At 64.7% G+C, this 15,565-nt stretch carries 19 protein-coding genes; 8 read left to right on the forward strand and 11 right to left on the reverse strand.

Going from position 1 to position 15,565, the window contains the following annotated elements; all coding sequences use genetic code 11:
* Window positions 1–6: 6 nt before the first annotated feature.
* Window positions 7–1,338, reverse strand: coding sequence for a sensor histidine kinase (locus tag AC1RB9_RS11025; RefSeq protein ID WP_003090883.1), 1,332 nt, complete (start codon window positions 1,336–1,338; stop codon window positions 7–9).
* The gene (locus AC1RB9_RS11030; protein WP_003098784.1) at window positions 1,335–2,015 is read right to left on the reverse strand and encodes a heavy metal response regulator transcription factor; all 681 of its coding nucleotides are present in this window, start codon (window positions 2,013–2,015) and stop codon (window positions 1,335–1,337) included. The genes AC1RB9_RS11025 and AC1RB9_RS11030 overlap by 4 nt, the downstream gene beginning before the upstream one ends.
* Window positions 2,016–2,140: 125 nt before the next feature.
* Here AC1RB9_RS11030 and ptrA point away from each other — a divergent pair, with 125 nt between their 5' ends.
* The 3 genes from ptrA (at window position 2,141) to queF (ending at window position 4,069) form a co-directional block, all read left to right on the forward strand.
* The gene (gene ptrA / locus AC1RB9_RS11035) at window positions 2,141–2,332 is read left to right on the forward strand and encodes a T3SS anti-activator PtrA (RefSeq protein ID WP_003090881.1); all 192 of its coding nucleotides are present in this window, start codon (window positions 2,141–2,143) and stop codon (window positions 2,330–2,332) included.
* A gap of 171 nt (window positions 2,333–2,503) precedes the next feature.
* Entirely contained in the window at window positions 2,504–3,121 is a 618-nt protein-coding gene (gene copI, locus AC1RB9_RS11040) for a copper-resistant cuproprotein CopI (protein WP_003119888.1), read from the forward strand.
* Between the two features lie 117 nt (window positions 3,122–3,238).
* On the forward strand, window positions 3,239–4,069 hold the full coding sequence (gene queF, locus AC1RB9_RS11045) for an NADPH-dependent 7-cyano-7-deazaguanine reductase QueF (protein ID WP_003098780.1): 831 nt from the start codon (window positions 3,239–3,241) through the stop codon (window positions 4,067–4,069).
* A gap of 66 nt (window positions 4,070–4,135) precedes the next feature.
* Here queF and AC1RB9_RS11050 read toward each other — a convergent pair whose 3' ends face one another.
* From AC1RB9_RS11050 to pcrP, 3 genes are all read right to left on the reverse strand, one after another.
* Window positions 4,136–4,399 (reverse strand): DUF4404 family protein, encoded by a 264-nt coding sequence (locus AC1RB9_RS11050; protein WP_003090878.1) that lies wholly within the window; start codon window positions 4,397–4,399, stop codon window positions 4,136–4,138.
* A 73-nt stretch (window positions 4,400–4,472) separates the two neighbouring features.
* The gene (locus AC1RB9_RS11055; RefSeq protein ID WP_003090877.1) at window positions 4,473–5,054 is read right to left on the reverse strand and encodes a phosphonate degradation HD-domain oxygenase; all 582 of its coding nucleotides are present in this window, start codon (window positions 5,052–5,054) and stop codon (window positions 4,473–4,475) included.
* Window positions 5,051–5,794, reverse strand: coding sequence for an HAD superfamily inactivated hydrolase PcrP (gene pcrP / locus AC1RB9_RS11060; protein WP_003452346.1), 744 nt, complete (start codon window positions 5,792–5,794; stop codon window positions 5,051–5,053). The genes AC1RB9_RS11055 and pcrP overlap by 4 nt, the downstream gene beginning before the upstream one ends.
* Before the next feature lie 133 nt (window positions 5,795–5,927).
* Here pcrP and AC1RB9_RS11065 point away from each other — a divergent pair, with 133 nt between their 5' ends.
* Window positions 5,928–6,647 carry a UTRA domain-containing protein gene (locus AC1RB9_RS11065; RefSeq protein ID WP_003104061.1) on the forward strand — a complete coding sequence of 240 codons (720 nt, stop codon included), beginning with the start codon at window positions 5,928–5,930 and terminating at the stop codon, window positions 6,645–6,647.
* Window position 6,648: 1 nt separating this feature from the next.
* Here AC1RB9_RS11065 and AC1RB9_RS11070 read toward each other — a convergent pair whose 3' ends face one another.
* The gene (locus tag AC1RB9_RS11070; protein ID WP_003114776.1) at window positions 6,649–7,053 is read right to left on the reverse strand and encodes an acyl-CoA thioesterase; all 405 of its coding nucleotides are present in this window, start codon (window positions 7,051–7,053) and stop codon (window positions 6,649–6,651) included.
* A 102-nt stretch (window positions 7,054–7,155) separates the two neighbouring features.
* Here AC1RB9_RS11070 and AC1RB9_RS11075 point away from each other — a divergent pair, with 102 nt between their 5' ends.
* Window positions 7,156–7,860: an MlaA family lipoprotein gene (locus AC1RB9_RS11075; protein ID WP_003114777.1), complete on the forward strand. Its 705-nt coding sequence runs from the start codon at window positions 7,156–7,158 to the stop codon at window positions 7,858–7,860.
* Window positions 7,861–7,917: 57 nt separating this feature from the next.
* On the opposite strand, the gene pilZ is transcribed toward AC1RB9_RS11075, so the two are convergent.
* A complete protein-coding gene (pilZ, locus tag AC1RB9_RS11080; RefSeq protein ID WP_003104055.1) occupies window positions 7,918–8,217 on the reverse strand; it encodes a cyclic di-GMP-binding protein PilZ in 300 nt (99 codons plus the stop codon).
* A 255-nt stretch (window positions 8,218–8,472) separates the two neighbouring features.
* Here pilZ and rssB point away from each other — a divergent pair, with 255 nt between their 5' ends.
* Window positions 8,473–9,657 carry a two-component system response regulator RssB gene (gene rssB, locus AC1RB9_RS11085; protein WP_003119890.1) on the forward strand — a complete coding sequence of 395 codons (1,185 nt, stop codon included), beginning with the start codon at window positions 8,473–8,475 and terminating at the stop codon, window positions 9,655–9,657.
* Entirely contained in the window at window positions 9,654–10,136 is a 483-nt protein-coding gene (gene rssC / locus AC1RB9_RS11090) for an anti-sigma factor antagonist RssC (protein ID WP_003104052.1), read from the forward strand. Before rssB ends, rssC begins: the two co-directional genes overlap by 4 nt.
* A gap of 87 nt (window positions 10,137–10,223) precedes the next feature.
* On the opposite strand, the gene tal is transcribed toward rssC, so the two are convergent.
* The 4 genes from tal to AC1RB9_RS11110 form a co-directional block, all read right to left on the reverse strand.
* Window positions 10,224–11,147, reverse strand: coding sequence for a transaldolase (gene tal, locus AC1RB9_RS11095; RefSeq protein ID WP_003090868.1), 924 nt, complete (start codon window positions 11,145–11,147; stop codon window positions 10,224–10,226).
* A gap of 79 nt (window positions 11,148–11,226) precedes the next feature.
* Window positions 11,227–12,225, reverse strand: a complete 999-nt coding sequence (gene dusA / locus AC1RB9_RS11100) for a tRNA dihydrouridine(20/20a) synthase DusA (RefSeq protein WP_003104050.1) — start codon at window positions 12,223–12,225, stop codon at window positions 11,227–11,229.
* 591 nt (window positions 12,226–12,816) lie between these two features.
* A complete protein-coding gene (locus tag AC1RB9_RS11105; protein WP_003104048.1) occupies window positions 12,817–13,410 on the reverse strand; it encodes a cysteine hydrolase family protein in 594 nt (197 codons plus the stop codon).
* A gap of 27 nt (window positions 13,411–13,437) precedes the next feature.
* A complete protein-coding gene (locus AC1RB9_RS11110) occupies window positions 13,438–14,652 on the reverse strand; it encodes an MFS transporter (protein WP_003090864.1) in 1,215 nt (404 codons plus the stop codon).
* A gap of 104 nt (window positions 14,653–14,756) precedes the next feature.
* Here AC1RB9_RS11110 and AC1RB9_RS11115 point away from each other — a divergent pair, with 104 nt between their 5' ends.
* On the forward strand, window positions 14,757–15,413 hold the full coding sequence (locus tag AC1RB9_RS11115; RefSeq protein ID WP_003116580.1) for a GntR family transcriptional regulator: 657 nt from the start codon (window positions 14,757–14,759) through the stop codon (window positions 15,411–15,413).
* Window positions 15,414–15,565: the final 152 nt, after the last annotated feature.

Genomic DNA, 15,565 nt, shown 5'->3' on the forward strand with positions numbered 1-15,565 from the left:
CGCGTTTCATCGGCGCGGGCGAGCGAAATCGATGACGAAACGGGTCCAGCCGTCGGCAGACTCGCAGCGGATCTCGCCGCCGTGGGCCTGGACGATGGAGCGGCAGATCGCCAGGCCGAGCCCGGCGTGTTCACCCTGGCCTTCGCGGCGCGCCGGATCGGCACGATAGAACCGGTCGAACAGGCGCGGCAAGCGCTCGGGAGGAATCGCCGGACCCTGGTTCTCCACGCTCAGGCGTCGGTCGCCGAGACGGATACGTATCTCGCCGCCATCGGCGGTGAAGCGCAGGGCGTTGTCCAGCAGGTTGGCCAGCACCCGCCGCAGCATGCCGCGGTCGCCGGGCAGGCTCAGGCTGCCTTCGCGCAGCAGGCGGATGTCGCGGTCTTCCGCCAGCGGCTGGTAGAACTCCAGCAGCGAGTCGACTTCCGCGCCCAGGTCCAGGGCCTGGCGGCTGGGCGCCAGCAGGCCGTGGTCGGCCTTGGCCAGCAACAGCATGTCGTTGACCATCGCGGTGAGCCGTTCCAGCTCCTCGAGGTTGCCGTGCAGGGCCTCGCGATAATCCTCCAGCGAGCGTGGGCGGGACAATACCACCTGGGTCTGGGTCAGCAGACTGGTGAGCGGGGTGCGCAACTCGTGGGCGATGTCGGCGGAGAACGCCGAGAGGCGCTGGAAGGCTTCTTCCAGGCGCGCCAGCATGGCGTTCAGCTCGCCGGCCAGTCCGCGCAGCTCCTCTGGCATCCGGCTGGCGTCGAGGCGGGTGGTGAGGGAGTTGGCGGAAACCCGCGCGGCGACTTCGCGCATCCGTCGCAGCGGCGCCAGGCTGGCGCCGGTGGCCCAGGCGCCGAGCAGCGCCGTGGCCAGCGCCGACAGGCTCATGGTCAGCCAGATCAACTGGCGCATGCGTTGCAGGAAGTGCTGGTGATGACTGATGTCGAGGATCACTGTGAGTCGCGGCGAAGCGTCGTTGCCGGGCTCCAGCGGGGCGCCGAGTTCGCGGTTGGCGGGCAGGCCGGGATGCGCAGGCTGCGGCAGGCGCTCGAACCAGAGGTTGCCATCCGGGCCGTTCAGGCGCAGGCCAAGGTCGGGATGGCGTGCCAGTTCGCGCAGCAGTTCCGCTTCGCGGCGGCGCATCTGTTGTTCCGAGCCGAGGCCGCGCAGCTCATCGCGAAACACCGCGAGCTTGGCGGACATCGCCATATGGTCGAGCTCGACGAAATGCTCGTCGATGGCCCTGCTGAAGATCAATCCGGCGATCAGCGAGACCGCCGCCGTGCAGGCGGCGAACAGCAGGCTCAGGCGGACGCCGAGGGACATCCGCGAGCCGAACCCGGCGCTCATTCGTCGCGCTCTTCGAGAACGTAGCCCATGCCGCGCACGGTATGGATCAGGCGCTGCGGGTAGTCGTCGTCGACCTTGGCGCGCAGGCGGCGGATGGCCACCTCGATGACGTTGGTATCGCTGTCGAAGTTCATGTCCCAGACCTGCGAGGCGATCAGCGACTTGGGCAGCACCTCGCCGCTGCGCCGCAGCAGCAGTTCGAGCAGGGCGAACTCCTTGGCGGTGAGGTCGATCCGCTTGCCCTGGCGTTGCACCCGGCGGCGCAGCAAATCGAGTTCGAGGTCGGCCAGTTGCAGGGTGGTCTCCTGCAACTGCTGGCTGCCCCGGCGCAGCAGGGTGCGCACCCGGGCGAGCAGTTCGACGAAGGCGAACGGCTTCACCAGGTAATCGTCGGCGCCTTGTTCGAGGCCGCGCACGCGGTCCTCTACGGCATCGCGGGCGGTCAGGAACAGCACCGGTACGGTCATCCCGGCGTCGCGCACGCTGCGCAGGATCTGCCAGCCGTCACGGCCGGGCAGCATGACGTCGAGGATCAGCAGGTCGTAGTCGCCGCCCAGGGCCAGTTGCTCGCCCTCGTTGCCATCGTCGCTCAGGTCGACGGCGAAGCCTGCCTCGGCGAGCCCCTGGCGCAGGTACTGGCCGATGCGCGGTTCGTCTTCGACGATCAGCAGTTTCATGTTCATCCCTCGTTACATTTGCCGGCCATGCCGACCTGTTTCTGACAGCATCGTAATCAGTGGGTAACGGGGGCGACAGTGGCCCCCGCGCAGACTACAGGGGAATTCATTCGAGGAGACTTCCCATGCGTACCTTCACTGCCTCCACCCTCGCTTTCCTGCTGGTCCTCGCCCCGACCGTTCCGGCCATGGCCGACAGCGGCGGCGACATCGTCTTCGAGCGCATGCAGGCCCAGGCCGCCAAGGCTCGTGCCGCGCACCAGGAGAAACTGGCGAAGCAGGCCGAAGCGACGAAGAAGGACAAGGAAAACTGCTGATCGCCAGTTCTTCCATCCCCGGCTCCACACGGGATGACGGAGGGCTCCGATCCCGTCTTCACCCGCCACCGGTTCCCTGGTTTCCGGTCGGCGGGTTTTTTATGCCCGTCGGTGGCGCTGGGCGATCTTAGCCTTCGCGGTCCGCAACGGCGGCAAGCTGACAAAGATGTAATGCTCCCGACAGCCAGCCGGCAGGCGCAGCGACACAGGATAGGCGACATCAACCCGATGGAGATTCCCCGTATGTTTCCGCGCCGCCTGCTTCCCGCTTCCCTGATCGTCCTCGGCGTGCTTTTCGGTGCCAGCGCCCAGGCTTCACCGGCCCACGGCCAGGCCTTCGGCAAGCCGGCCCAGGCCGCGCAGGCCAGCCGCAGCATCGAGGTGGTGCTCGGCGACATGTACTTCAAGCCGCGGGCGATCGAGGTCAAGGCCGGCGAGACGGTCCGCTTCGTGCTGAAGAACGAAGGCAAGCTGTTGCACGAGTTCAACCTGGGAGACGCGGCGATGCATGCCGAGCACCAGAAGGAGATGCTGGAGATGCAGCAGTCCGGGATGCTCACCCCGACCGGCATGGCGTCGATGGACCATAGTCAGATGGGCCACGGCATGGCCGGCATGGACCATGGCCGGATGATGAAGCACGACGACCCCAACAGCGTGCTGGTCGAGCCGGGCAAGAGCGCCGAGCTGACCTGGACCTTCGCCAAAGCCACCCGGCTGGAGTTCGCCTGCAACATCCCCGGCCACTACCAGGCCGGGATGGTCGGTCAACTGACCGTGCAGCCCTGAGCCGGCGGACGGCCGGCGTGAAGATGCCGGCCGATCCGTATACACTTGCCGCCGCCCGCCAGTGCGGCGCGGCGCGCGGGGAAGGGCCCTGCGCGATTCATCCAGCAGGTTTCCCTCATGCAGCATCCCGCCGAACATTCGCCGCTGGGCAAGACCAGCGAATACGTCTCCAGCTACACGCCGTCGCTGCTGTTTCCCATTTCACGCACGGCGAAATGGGCCGAGCTTGGCCTGAGCGCCGAGACCCTGCCTTATCGCGGCGTGGATATCTGGAACTGCTACGAGCTGTCCTGGCTGACCCCGGCCGGCAAGCCGGTGGTGGCGATCGGCGAGTTCTCGATCCCGGCGGACTCGCCGAACATCATCGAGTCGAAGTCGTTCAAGCTTTACCTCAATTCCCTCAACCAGTCCGCCTTCGATAGTCGCGAGGCGCTTCGCGCGGTATTGCAGAAAGACCTCTCGGCCGCTGCCGGGGCGCCCGTGGGCGTGCGCCTGCGCAGCCTCGACGAGGTTGCCGAGGAGGGCATCGGGCGTCTGCCGGGGCGCTGCATCGACGAGCTGGACATCGCCGTCGACGGCTACGAGCAGCCGCGCCCGGAACTGCTGCGCTGCGACGCCGGGCGGATCGTCGAGGAGCAGCTCTACAGCCACCTGCTCAAGTCCAACTGCCCGGTCACCGGCCAGCCCGACTGGGGCACCCTGGTGGTCGACTACCGGGGCCCGGCGCTGGACCCGGCCAGCCTGCTGGCCTACCTGGTTTCCTTCCGCCAGCACCAGGACTTCCACGAACAGTGCGTCGAACGCATCTTCCTCGACCTGCAGCGCCTGTTGCAGCCGCAGGCGCTCAGCGTCTACGCGCGCTACGTACGCCGTGGCGGCCTGGATATCAATCCCTACCGCAGCCTGGCGGAGGTCGCACCGGACAACCGACGCCTGGTGCGCCAGTAACGCCTCGCAACACGCGGATACGAAAAAGCCCCGGCCATGCCGGGGCTTTTCATTTCGGCAAGTCGTTCAGATACCCATGTTGGCCAGGCTCTGCACGATGGAGCGGAGCGTGCCGGCGAGGGTCGGGTGGCTGACCTCGAAGCGCTCGACGGCGAGGTTGACCCCATCGACCAGGCTGCCTTCGTTGAGGGCGTCCTCGTTGGCCAGTTTCAGTTCGATGTCCCTGATCAGGAGTTCCAGTTCGGCGCGCTGCTCTTCGTTCAGCGGCGGTTGTTGCTCCAGTTGCTCGCGCAGGGCGGATAGTTCGCGCAGCAGACTCTCTTTCGGCATGGTATTTCCCTCGACGTACAAGTCTTCGGTGGACCTCCGGCGGGCGCCGAAAGGTCCGTCCATGCCGAACAGATTAACCTGTCGGGCGCAGATGTGCGCGATCCGGATCAATCCGCAGCAGGCGTTCCAGCAGCGGGAAGAAGTGCGTCAGTTCGGGGGTGCGCATGGCCGGGTCCTTGGCCAGGTCGTCGAGGCGGCGCAGGGTCAGGCCGTCCTGGGCATAGGGCGCCTTGATGTAGGCCGCGGCGGCACGCTCGTCGAACGGCCCGCCTTGCAGCACCAGGCTGTGCCGGGAGGCCGGCGACAGGCTGGCGTGGTAGCTCGGGTCCACCGCGCAGAGGAAGCGCTTGGCCGATACGTGCAGGCGCACCGGCTGCCAGACCGACTCGGGGAACAGCTCGCGTAGCAGGCGTGCGCCGAATTCCTCGTGGCGCAGGTCCTCCTCGTCGATCTGCGCCGGGTCTTCATAGAGGTGGCCGATATCGTGCAGCAGGGCGGCGACTACAAGGCTGTCCGAGCAGCCGGCGCGCTCGGCCAGGGTCGCACACTGCAGCGCGTGCTCGGCCTGGCTGACTGCCTCGCCATAGGGCTCGGCGCCATGGCTGGCGAAGCGTTCGGCCAGTTCGTCGAGAAAGCGGTGACGGGCGCGACTCATGGTTTTTCTCCTTTCAGGCGGCGGACGGCGAGGTCGTGCAGGCAGGGTTGCAGCTCGCCCAGGTGATCGATCACGGAATGCACGCCCAGGCGGTACAGTTCCAAGGTGGCGTCGGCGCGCAAGCGGTCGCGCTCGGTGTGTCCGAGAGCGTCCCAGTCGGCCGGCGAGAGGCCGCACGACGGCCCGCTGGCGGCCAGGCCGATGGTCCATAGCCCGGCATTGAGTCCGGCCTGGAGTTGACGCGGTTGGGCGCTGACCAGCACGCAGCCGTCGAGGCGCTCGATGCCCAGCCGGGCGAGGGCCTGCCAGCAGCCATCGGGGGCCGGCCAGGGGCGCGCGCCGGCGAGGGGGATCAGGGCGTTCGCTCGGCCGAGCGGCGCGGCAAGGCGCTGGCAGACCGATTCCGGTAGCTCGTCCTGCCAGGCGTAGGGAATCCGTTGTTCGTCCAGGCTCTCCAACAGGGCCACGGCACCGGCGATGGCTTCGGCCTGTTCCCCGGCGGCTTCGTCGAGGGCCTGCTCCAGGCGCTGGCGCTCGCTCTTGTTCGGCTTGCGCCGCAACAGGAAGCTTTGTGCCTCGGCGAAGGGCAGCAGACTGGCGTCGCGGAGGTATTCGGCAGGGCTATGCGGATGGCTGCGCAGCAGCGCCAGGGACAGGGTCCGGGCGCCGAAATCCACCAGGCCGCCGGAGAGTCCGAAGAGCAGGGCGGTGAAGCGCGGGAGTTGGTCGGAGCTGGGCATGCGAAAGGCGTCTGGCAAATGGTCTAGGCCAGCCTAGAGGGGTTTTGTGACGCCGCCGTGACGTTTTCGTGGCAGTGGCGATAGGCCGACGGGCTGCCGTTATAATCGGCCGGTCTGAATCAGCGAGGCCGTCATGCCGGTCGATCAATCTCGTCAGTACCTGCGCATCCGCGACCAGCTCGCCGCGGATATCGCCCAGGGTGTGCTGCAAGTGAAACTTCCCTCCGAGCGGGAGTTGGCCGAGCGCTTCCTGTGTACCCGCATCACCCTTCGCGAAGCCCTGCAGCAATTGGAAACCGAAGGCCTGGTCTATCGCGAGAACCGCCGCGGCTGGTTCGTCGCGCCGCCGCGGATCCGCTACAACCCGACCCGTACCACCGGCTTCATGGAATACGTCAGCGCCCAGGGACGCCAGCCGCGTACCGAGACGCTGCACGCCGAGCGGCGTGCAGCCGGCGCCTGGCTGGCCAAGCGGATGGGGCTGGAGGACAGCGCGCCGGTGTATTTCCTGCAACGGCGCCGCTGGGTGGACGAGCGTCCGGTGCTGATCGAACTGATCGCCCTGGATGCCGGGTGGTGCCCAGGCCTGCTGGACCACGACCTCGATACTTCGCTGATGAGCCTGCTGCGCGAGCGTTTCGGCCTGCAGCCGACGCGCTGCCAACTGGCGATGCACCCGACCGCGCTGAACGCGGCCCAGGCCGAGCCGCTGCAACTGGCGCCGGGTTCGCCGGCGCTGTACCTGGAGCGACTGAGTTACGCGGAGGGGCAGAGGGTGGTCGAGTTCGACCAGGAGTTCTGGCGCCCGGACGCTCTGGAGATCGTGCTCGACGCGGCCTATCCGGGCGCCTGAGTCAGGCGATCGCGGCGCGTATGCTGTCCGGCACGGGCGTCGAACGGTTTTCCGCGTGGCGCACCCAGACCAGCTTGCAGTGGCCTTCGCCATAGGTGCCTTGCGGATCTTCCAGGGTGTGCAGGCGATGTTCCAGTACCAGGCTGCTGGTGCCCAGCCTGCCGGCGTACAGTTCCACCACCACGGTGGCCGGATGCACCACCGGCTTCAGGTAGGTGTGCAGGCTTTGCAGCACGACCGGCCCCTCGGCAGCGCCTTCCAGGTCGATGCCGAGGGTTTCGAACCAGGCCACCCGGGCCTCTTCCAGGTACTGGAAATAGAGGGTGTTGTTGACGTGCCCGTAGCTGTCCATGTCGCCCCAGCGCACCGGGATATGGGCCGTGTGTAGCAATTGTCTGTCAGCCATCTCGTAACTCTTCTAGTCTCAAAATCGATGCGAGCCTATATACTGCGCGCACGCTGAAGCCGCGCTGGCGGCCAAGACTAGTCATGCAAAGGAGATACAGCAATGCGCGCCCGCGGCGTGAACTGGATCGAACGTAGTGCCCGAATCCTGGCTTGCGCCAGCCTCGCATTGGCACCCACGCTGTCCCTGGCGGCCAGTGAAGAAGACCCTTGGGAAAGCATCAACCGTCCCATCTTCACCTTCAACGACACCCTGGACACCTATGCGCTGAAACCGCTGGCCCAGGGTTACCAGAAGGTCACCCCGAACTTCGTTCAGGACGGCGTGCACAACTTCTTCAACAACCTCGGCGACGTGAAGAACCTGGCCAACAACCTGTTGCAGGCCAAGTTCCACAATGCCGGCGTGGACACCAGCCGCCTGCTGTTCAACAGCACCTTCGGCCTGGCCGGCTTGATCGACGTGGCGACCCCGATGGGCCTGCAGCGCAACGATGAGGACTTCGGCCAGACCCTGGGTTATTGGGGCGTCGGCAGCGGCCCGTACGTGATGCTGCCGTTCCTCGGCCCGAGCACGCTGCGCGATGCCCCGGCGAAGATCCCGGACATCTATGTCAGTCCCTACCACTACATGGACGACGTACGCGCGCGCAACGTGATGTTCGGCATCAATACCGTCGACACCCGTGCCAACCTGCTGAAGTCGGAAAAACTGATCAGCGGCGACAAGTACATCTTCATCCGCAACGCCTACCTGCAGAACCGCGAGTTCAAGGTCAAGGACGGCGAGGTGGAGGACGACTTCTAAGTCGACCCGCTTCGTGCGACACCTGGAAAGGCGGCCCTTGGGTCGCCTTTCGTCGTTTCAGTGGATCGCGACGATGCTCAGCCCCAGGCTATGCCGACCCGGGCCGAGGCGTTCGCAGCGCACCACGCGGGCTTCCAGTTCCAGGCCGGTGAGCGTCTCGTGGGTGGACGGGATGCTCACCCGCAGGTGGTCGCCCGGAGCCAGCTCGCTTTGCGCTTCCAGCAGCAGCCCGCTGGCGGACAGGTCCCGGCACAGGGCCACCGACTCGCGGCCTTCGCAGCGGATGGTGACCGGGGTGTCGAGCTTCATGCGGATGAAGTCGCGCTTCTCGCTGTAGTTGTGCTCGATGGGCTGCATGGGCTGCATGGGCTGATCCTCATGGTCGGGGCGATGGGAGGGCGACTGGCAATCCTGGCGATTATCGTCAAAGTTTATACCGTGCGGACGGGATCGGACGGACAAAGGCGGATTTTCCGGCAAAGGTCAACGGCTTGAACTGCTCAACGGATGGGAGTACCGTCTGCGCCTTGTCGAACCCCGTAGCCGCGCTGTTGTCACTTACAATAAGCGCCTAGGACCCACTGTTTCCGGCGCCGTTTGCCTGGATGACCCATGCATAAAGTCAGTGCCACGCTGCTGATCATCGATGACGACGAGGTGGTGCGCGAAAGCCTCGCCGCCTACTTGGAAGACAGCAACTTCAAGGTGTTGCAGGCCCTCAACGGTCTGCAGGGCCTGCAGATCTTCGAAAGCGAACAGCCGGACCTGGTCATTTGCGATTTGCGCATGCCGCAGATCGACGGCCTCGAACTGATCCGCCGCATCCGCCAGACCGCTTCGGAAACGCCGATCATCGTACTTTCCGGAGCCGGCGTGATGAGCGATGCGGTGGAAGCCTTGCGCCTGGGCGCCGCCGACTACCTGATCAAGCCCCTGGAAGACCTCGCGGTGCTCGAGCATTCGGTGCGCCGGGCCCTGGATCGCGCCTACCTGCGGGTCGAGAACCAGCGCTACCGCGACAAGCTGGAAGCCGCCAACCGCGAATTGCAGGCCAGCCTGAACCTGCTTCAGGAAGACCAGAACGCCGGCCGCCAGGTGCAGATGAACATGCTTCCGGTGACGCCGTGGAGCATCGAGGGGCTGGAGTTTTCCCACCGGATCATTCCGTCGCTGTATCTCTCCGGCGACTTCGTCGACTACTTCCGGGTCGACGAGCGACGCGTGGCGTTCTACCTGGCCGACGTTTCCGGCCATGGCGCTTCCTCGGCCTTCGTCACGGTGCTGCTGAAGTTCATGACCACGCGCCTGCTCTATGAGTCGAGGCGCAACGGCACGCTCCCGGAGTTCAAGCCGTCCGAGGTGCTGGCGCACATCAACCGCGGCCTGATCAACACCAAGTTGGGCAAGCACGTGACCATGCTCGGCGGGGTCATCGACCTGGAGAAGAACAGCCTGACCTACAGCATCGGCGGCCACCTGCCGCTTCCTGTGTTGTTCGTCGAAGGGCAGGCGAGCTACCTGGAGGGCCGTGGCCTGCCGGTGGGCCTGTTCGACGATGCGACCTATGACGACCGGGTCATGGAGTTGCCGCCTTCCTTCAGCCTGTCGCTGTTTTCCGATGGCATCCTCGATGTGCTGCCAGGAGCTACGCTGAAGGAGAAAGAGGCTTCGCTACCGGAACAGGTGGCAGCCGCCGGAGGCACCCTCGACGGGCTGCGCCAGGTCTTCGGGCTGGCCAACCTGGCGGAGATGCCGGATGATATCGCCTTGCTGGTGTTGAGCAGGAACCTTGCATGAGTACCGGTAAAATCCAGTTTGCCGAACAGAACGGCTCCTTCGTTCTGAAATTCGTCGGTGAGGTCCGCCTCACCCTGTGCTCGGCCCTGGATTCCACCATCGAAAAGATCTTCGCTGCGCTGAATTTTTCGGCGATCATCATCGATCTTACGGAAACCCAGAGCATCGATAGCACCACGCTCGGCCTGCTGGCCAAGCTGTCCATCCTGTCGCGGCAGAAAATCGGCCTGTTGCCCACGCTGGTGACCACCAATCCGGACATTACCCGTCTGTTGCAGTCGATGGGCTTCGATCAGGTGTTCAATATCGTCGATCGTCCGATTCCGTGCCCGGAATGCCTGTCCGACCTGCCGCCGCAGGACCAGTCGGAAGATGTGGTGCGCGACAAGGTTCTGGAGGCGCACCGCATCCTGATGGGCCTCAACGAATCCAACCGCGAAGCCTTCCACGACCTGGTCAGCGCCCTGGAGCGCCATTAACCGGTCGATCCCTTCCCGAATTCCTGCTGAATCCTCCGCTGCGCCGGAACGGGACGCCCTGCATGCGCGTCCCGCCGGCAGCGGCGATCAGTGGCGGGTCGCCAACTGGTATTCGAGCTTTTCCTGGTCGCGTGCGAACAGGCGGATGCCTTCGGCCAGCTTTTCGGTGGCCATGGCGTCCTCGTTCATCTGCCAACGGAAAGCGCTCTCGTCGAGCACCTGGCGCGGCTCGCCTTCGCCCGGCAGCAGCAGGCGCGGCAGCTCGCCCTGGGCGTCAGCCAGTTGTTGCAGCAGGTCGGGACTGATGGTCAGGCGGTCGCAGCCGGCCAGTTGCTCGATCTGGCCGAGATTGCGGAAGCTGGCGCCCATCACCACCGTCTTGTAGCCGTTGGCCTTGTAGTAGCGATAGATGCGCGAGACCGACTGCACGCCGGGATCCTCGGCGCCGGCGTAGTCGCGGTTCTCGCTCTTCTTGTACCAGTCGTAGATGCGCCCGACGAACGGCGAGATGAGGAACACCCCGGCGTCGGCGCAGGCCACCGCCTGGGCGAAGGAGAACAGCAGGGTCAGGTTGGTCTGGATGCCCTCGCGTTCCAGAATCTCGGCGGCGCGGATTCCTTCCCAGGTGGAGGCGATCTTGATCAGCACCCGCTCGCGGTCGATGCCCTGTTCGTCGTACAGCTCGATCAGGCGGTGGGCGCGGGCGAGGGTGGCCTCGCTGTCGAACGACAGGCGCGCGTCGACTTCGGTGGAAATACGTCCGGGAATGACTCCGAGGATGTCCTTGCCGACTGCCACGGCGAAGCGGTCGCAAGCCAGTCCGGCGTCGCCGCCGCTACCCGCGGTAGCCTGTCGAAGGTGCTCGGCGTAGCGCGGCAGGGCGGCGGCCTTGAGCAGCAGCGACGGGTTGGTGGTGGCGTCCACCGGCTTCAGGCGGGCAATGGCATCGAAGTCGCCGGTGTCGGCGACCACCGTGGTGTATTGCTTGAGTTGTTCCAGCTTCGAAGTCATGGCGAGGTCTTGTCAGGTGGGTTCTTGGGAAGAAGAATTCCCCGACCTTACCCGAGCCGCAGGCGCGGCTCAATGGGAGCTATCGCCCCGCCAGAAGTTCCAGCGCCTGGTCGAAAACCCGCAGCGGATCGGCGGCCTTGTGCACGTCCACCGAGAGCAGTTGGCGGAATCGCCGGGAGCCGGGGAAGCCCTGGGCCAGGCCGAGGATATGGCGGGTCACGTGATGCATCGCGCCGCCTTCGGCCTGGTGTCGCTCGATGTACGGACGCAGACGGAGCAAGGCCTCGCTGCGACTGAGCGGCGGCGCTTCGCTGCCGAACAACTGGCTGTCCACCGCGGCCAGCAGGTAGGGGTTGTGGTAGGCCTCGCGACCGAGCATCACGCCGTCGAAGGTCTGCAGGTGCTCGCGGCAGGCCTCGAGGGTCTTGATGCCGCCGTTGAGGACGATCTCCAGGTCCGGGAAGTCCTTCTTCAATTGCGCCGCGACCTCGTAGCGCAGCGGCGGCACCTCGCGGTTTTCCTTGGGCGAGAGCCCTTCGAGGATGGCGATCCGTGCATGCACCGTGAAGCTCCGGCAGCCGGCCTCGCGCACCTGGCCGACGAAATCGCAGAGCTCGGCATAGCTGTCGCGCCCGTTGATACCGATGCGGTGCTTCACCGTCACCGCTATCTCCACCGCATCCAGCATTGCCTTCACGCAGTCCGCCACCAGCGCCGGATGCCCCATCAGGCAGGCGCCGATCATGTTGTGCTGGACCCGGTCGCTGGGGCAGCCGACGTTGAGGTTGACCTCGTCGTAGCCGGCCTCTTCCGCCAGCCGCGCGCAGGCCGCCAGTTCCGCCGGCACGCTGCCGCCCAGTTGCAGCGCCAGTGGATGCTCGCATTCGTCGTAGCGGAGGAAGCGCTGGCGATCGCCGTGCAGCAACGCGCCAGTGGTGACCATCTCGGTGTAGAGCAAGGTGTGACGGGACAACTGGCGCAGGAAGAAGCGGCAGTGGCGATCGGTCCAGTCCATCATCGGCGCAACGGAGAAGCGGCGTGAGAGGGCGGCGGGGGCGTTGGTCGGTTCTGGGCGCATCGGGACTTCGGTAGGGGGAGCGGAGCAGGGCGAGGGATTTTATCAGGGATGGGGCCTTTGCCATATCGTCGGCAATGAGCAGTTCCACCCGCCCAGCGTCGGTGTCCGATAACCCGAGGCTTTCCAGCACGGCTCGTAGGCTGTCACAGTACTTCGATTCGGATGATGTCTCCATCAGCCTCTCGACCTGGGCCGCCACCGTTTTTCAGTCACTGACCAGAATCTCCGCCCCTGGTACATCTTTCGTGGGGATGGACTCGATCGCCATTTTCTGGGGCGCTGCCAGGCAAAATGGTTGCCAGACCCGAGGAGGTAGTCGTTACCCTCCACTGGGCCTCTCTACATGCGCTCGACGATAGTATCGAGCTCCCGGATCTTGAAAGCCTTTTGGCAGGGAGGCGGGTTCCAGCCCAAAGGAGCGTTCCCGGTGAGTGGCCTTGACGCTACTGATGGTCAGCTTCGATAGCCCCGAGGAGTCGCCGAGCACATCGCCGATGCTTTTATCGGAGGTGGGATCGAGCGAGGGAAGTTGCCAAGGGTCTGGGCGGCGGTACTCGGGAACGACCGTTGCTTCTGTATGGCTGGCGCACTCTACATGCGTAGAGTTTTCGCCACTTCATCGATTTCGGTGATCGTGGCGTGGTCGGAAATGACTCTGGCCATGAGGTAGTCATGCAACTCTGCATCGCCATCGACACAGCCGTCTCTGAGCACAACCAACTGGTAGTCCAGATCGAACGCCTGGCGAACCGTCGTCAGCACTACGCCTGAGGTAGTGGCTCCAGCGATGAGCAATGTTTCAATATCATGCGCCCAGAGAAGCTCGTCCAGTTCCGTACCCGTGAAGGCGCCGACGCGACTCTTCGTAATGACCGGTTCGCTTTCGATCGGCTGCAAGGCGGCGGTGATCGCCAACCCGGGGCTTCCCGGTTCGATCAAGCCACTTTCACGTAGCTCGCGGAATAGCCTGTTGCGCCTGTCCATTGGCGGACCATCGGGCGGGCAGCCCACCGTTACATGAACTACAAGCATATCGGTTTGCCGTACCCTGGAAAGAAATCTGGAGGTGCGGGCCACTACCTCGGCTGCGCGAGGTGCGGGCACGAAGTTGTTCAGCACGAATTCCTGGAAATCCATCAGCAGCAGGGCGGAATTAAAGGGAGATTCAAGCACGAGCTCAGTCATGACGACCTCTGGGTGGTGGAAAACCGTCTAGCGGGTGGAGTGCCCAAGGGCTCGCCAGTTGAATAGCGCCCCTGCCAGCATCAACAGGCTGGTTACCAGGAAAACGCTGCGCATCCCGAACTGGCCACCGACGAACCCTCCGATTACCGGCCCGATTACCTGGCCGGCGAATTGCGCGGATAGCGACCAGCCCATTGCCGAGCCGACGAATCGCTCCGGGACGCTATGGCGGATTACAGCGGCCATGCACGGAAGCAGGCCGCCAAGCGCCATGCCCATCAGGAAGCGCAGGGCGATGAGTTGCCACCCCGCATATACGAAAGCCTGGGGAATCAGCAGGACGGCCGCGACGCTCAGCGCGGCTATCATGATGACGCCGTAGCCAATCCGGTCGGCCACCTTACCCAGATAGGTCGCGGAGATGATGCTTCCGAGCGCTGCCGCCGACATGGCCAGACCCGCCACAGACGTCACCCGCCTCGAGTCCTCGAGCAGCGTTTCGATATAGACGGTGATAATCGGTTCGACCGACATGTTGGCAATCATCAGCAGCAGGCCTGTCGCCAGCATGGCGAGGATCACCGCCTTGTTGGGCATATTCGACCAACCGACCTTGGGAGGTTCTTCGACGGCGGGGACGGAGGGGCGTGCAGTCTCGCGCAACATGAAGGTCGTGAAGACAAACGCAATGAAGATCAATCCACTGGCGCCCCAGAATGTGGCTCGTATGCCGATCAGAGGAGGCAGGAAGCCGCCAACCAGCGGCCCTAACAGATTGCCGGCCATCACGCCCGAGGAAAGAAGACCCAATGCCCATGCCGAACGGGATTTCGGAGCTTGCACCGCGACCAGGATCGTTGCCCCCGACGAGTACCCGCCGGCGATTCCCGCCAACAAGCGCAAGCCGATGAATTGCCAGATATCGGAGGCCAGCCCCATCAGCAACATGGTGATCGCCATTCCCAGGCTAGCTCGGACCAGCATGGGCTTGCGACCGTAGCGGTCGCCAAGCATCCCCCAAAGCGGTGCTACCAACCCGGCGGTGACGAAAGTGGCGGCGTAGGCGATACCCGACCACTGCACGATTGCAGCGTGGCCCGATACCCCGAGTTGACCTATGTAGACCGGGAGGAACGGCAGGATAAGTGTCATGGCGAAGACGGTGGTGAAGGCTCCGAACAAGCACACGGCGAGGTTGCGTTGCCAGCAGTCGATAGCGGGTTCGTTCATGTTGCCTTGCATCAGCAGACTCCGATCAGAGACACTCGATACCACACAGTCAATTTGGTATACCAATTTGGTATACATTGACGTTGGCCAATGGATCTGTCAATCGGAGGCACCTAATGACGGTCATTCAGCAGGCTGAAGAGCGGCTGCGCCGCTTGATTCTGGATATGGAGATCGGCCCTGGAGAGCGCCTGACGGAGCGCTGGCTCGAAGGGCAGACAGGGGCCTCGCGAAGCTCTATCCGCACGGCACTGGTTCGTCTTGAGGCTGAAGGTCTCGTTGCGAGGGAGGGCCGGGGATGGCTGGTGCCGCCCATCGATCTTCAGGAAATAGAACAATTGTTCGTATACCGGGAGATGCTTGAGGTAACGGCAGTTCGCCTCGGTGGAAAAGAGGCGGAAGAAAGCTATCTCCGGGAGGGGGAGGCCATACTGGATGCGGTGCCGATAAATGCCTCGGCAGAAGAGACCGAGTCTGCCGGACGCCAATTCCACCTTTGGATTGCCGGTTTGGCCCGCAATGAATTCATCAGTCGGGGGCTCGGCGAGGCCCTGACGCGCCTCCAGCGTGTCAGATGGTTGGAGAGCCAACCGGAACATCACGGCTGGGCCGAGCATCGCGCCATCATCGCCGCCTTGAGGGCATGCGATATCGAACGCGCCGCGGGGATGGTCGAATCGCACGTCCGGGAGACAAGGGACCGGTTGCTGGAAACTCTCCGAAAAGACCGGCGCAGTCTCAGGGCACGCGGAATCACCATTCTTCCTGAGTGATGCCGGCCGGGCAGGGCGATTCGGTCTCGTTTCCCGAGGAGGGGCATGCCAGGCGGCGCCGATTCCGACGCCTGAAGGTCTGCAGCCGGTTGTGGGCAGTCTGATCGGGAGGAGCCGAACCAACGAGGGCCGGCGGGCCGTGGCAGCTCCTG

Source organism: Pseudomonas sp. 20-5, from assembly GCF_056782835.1.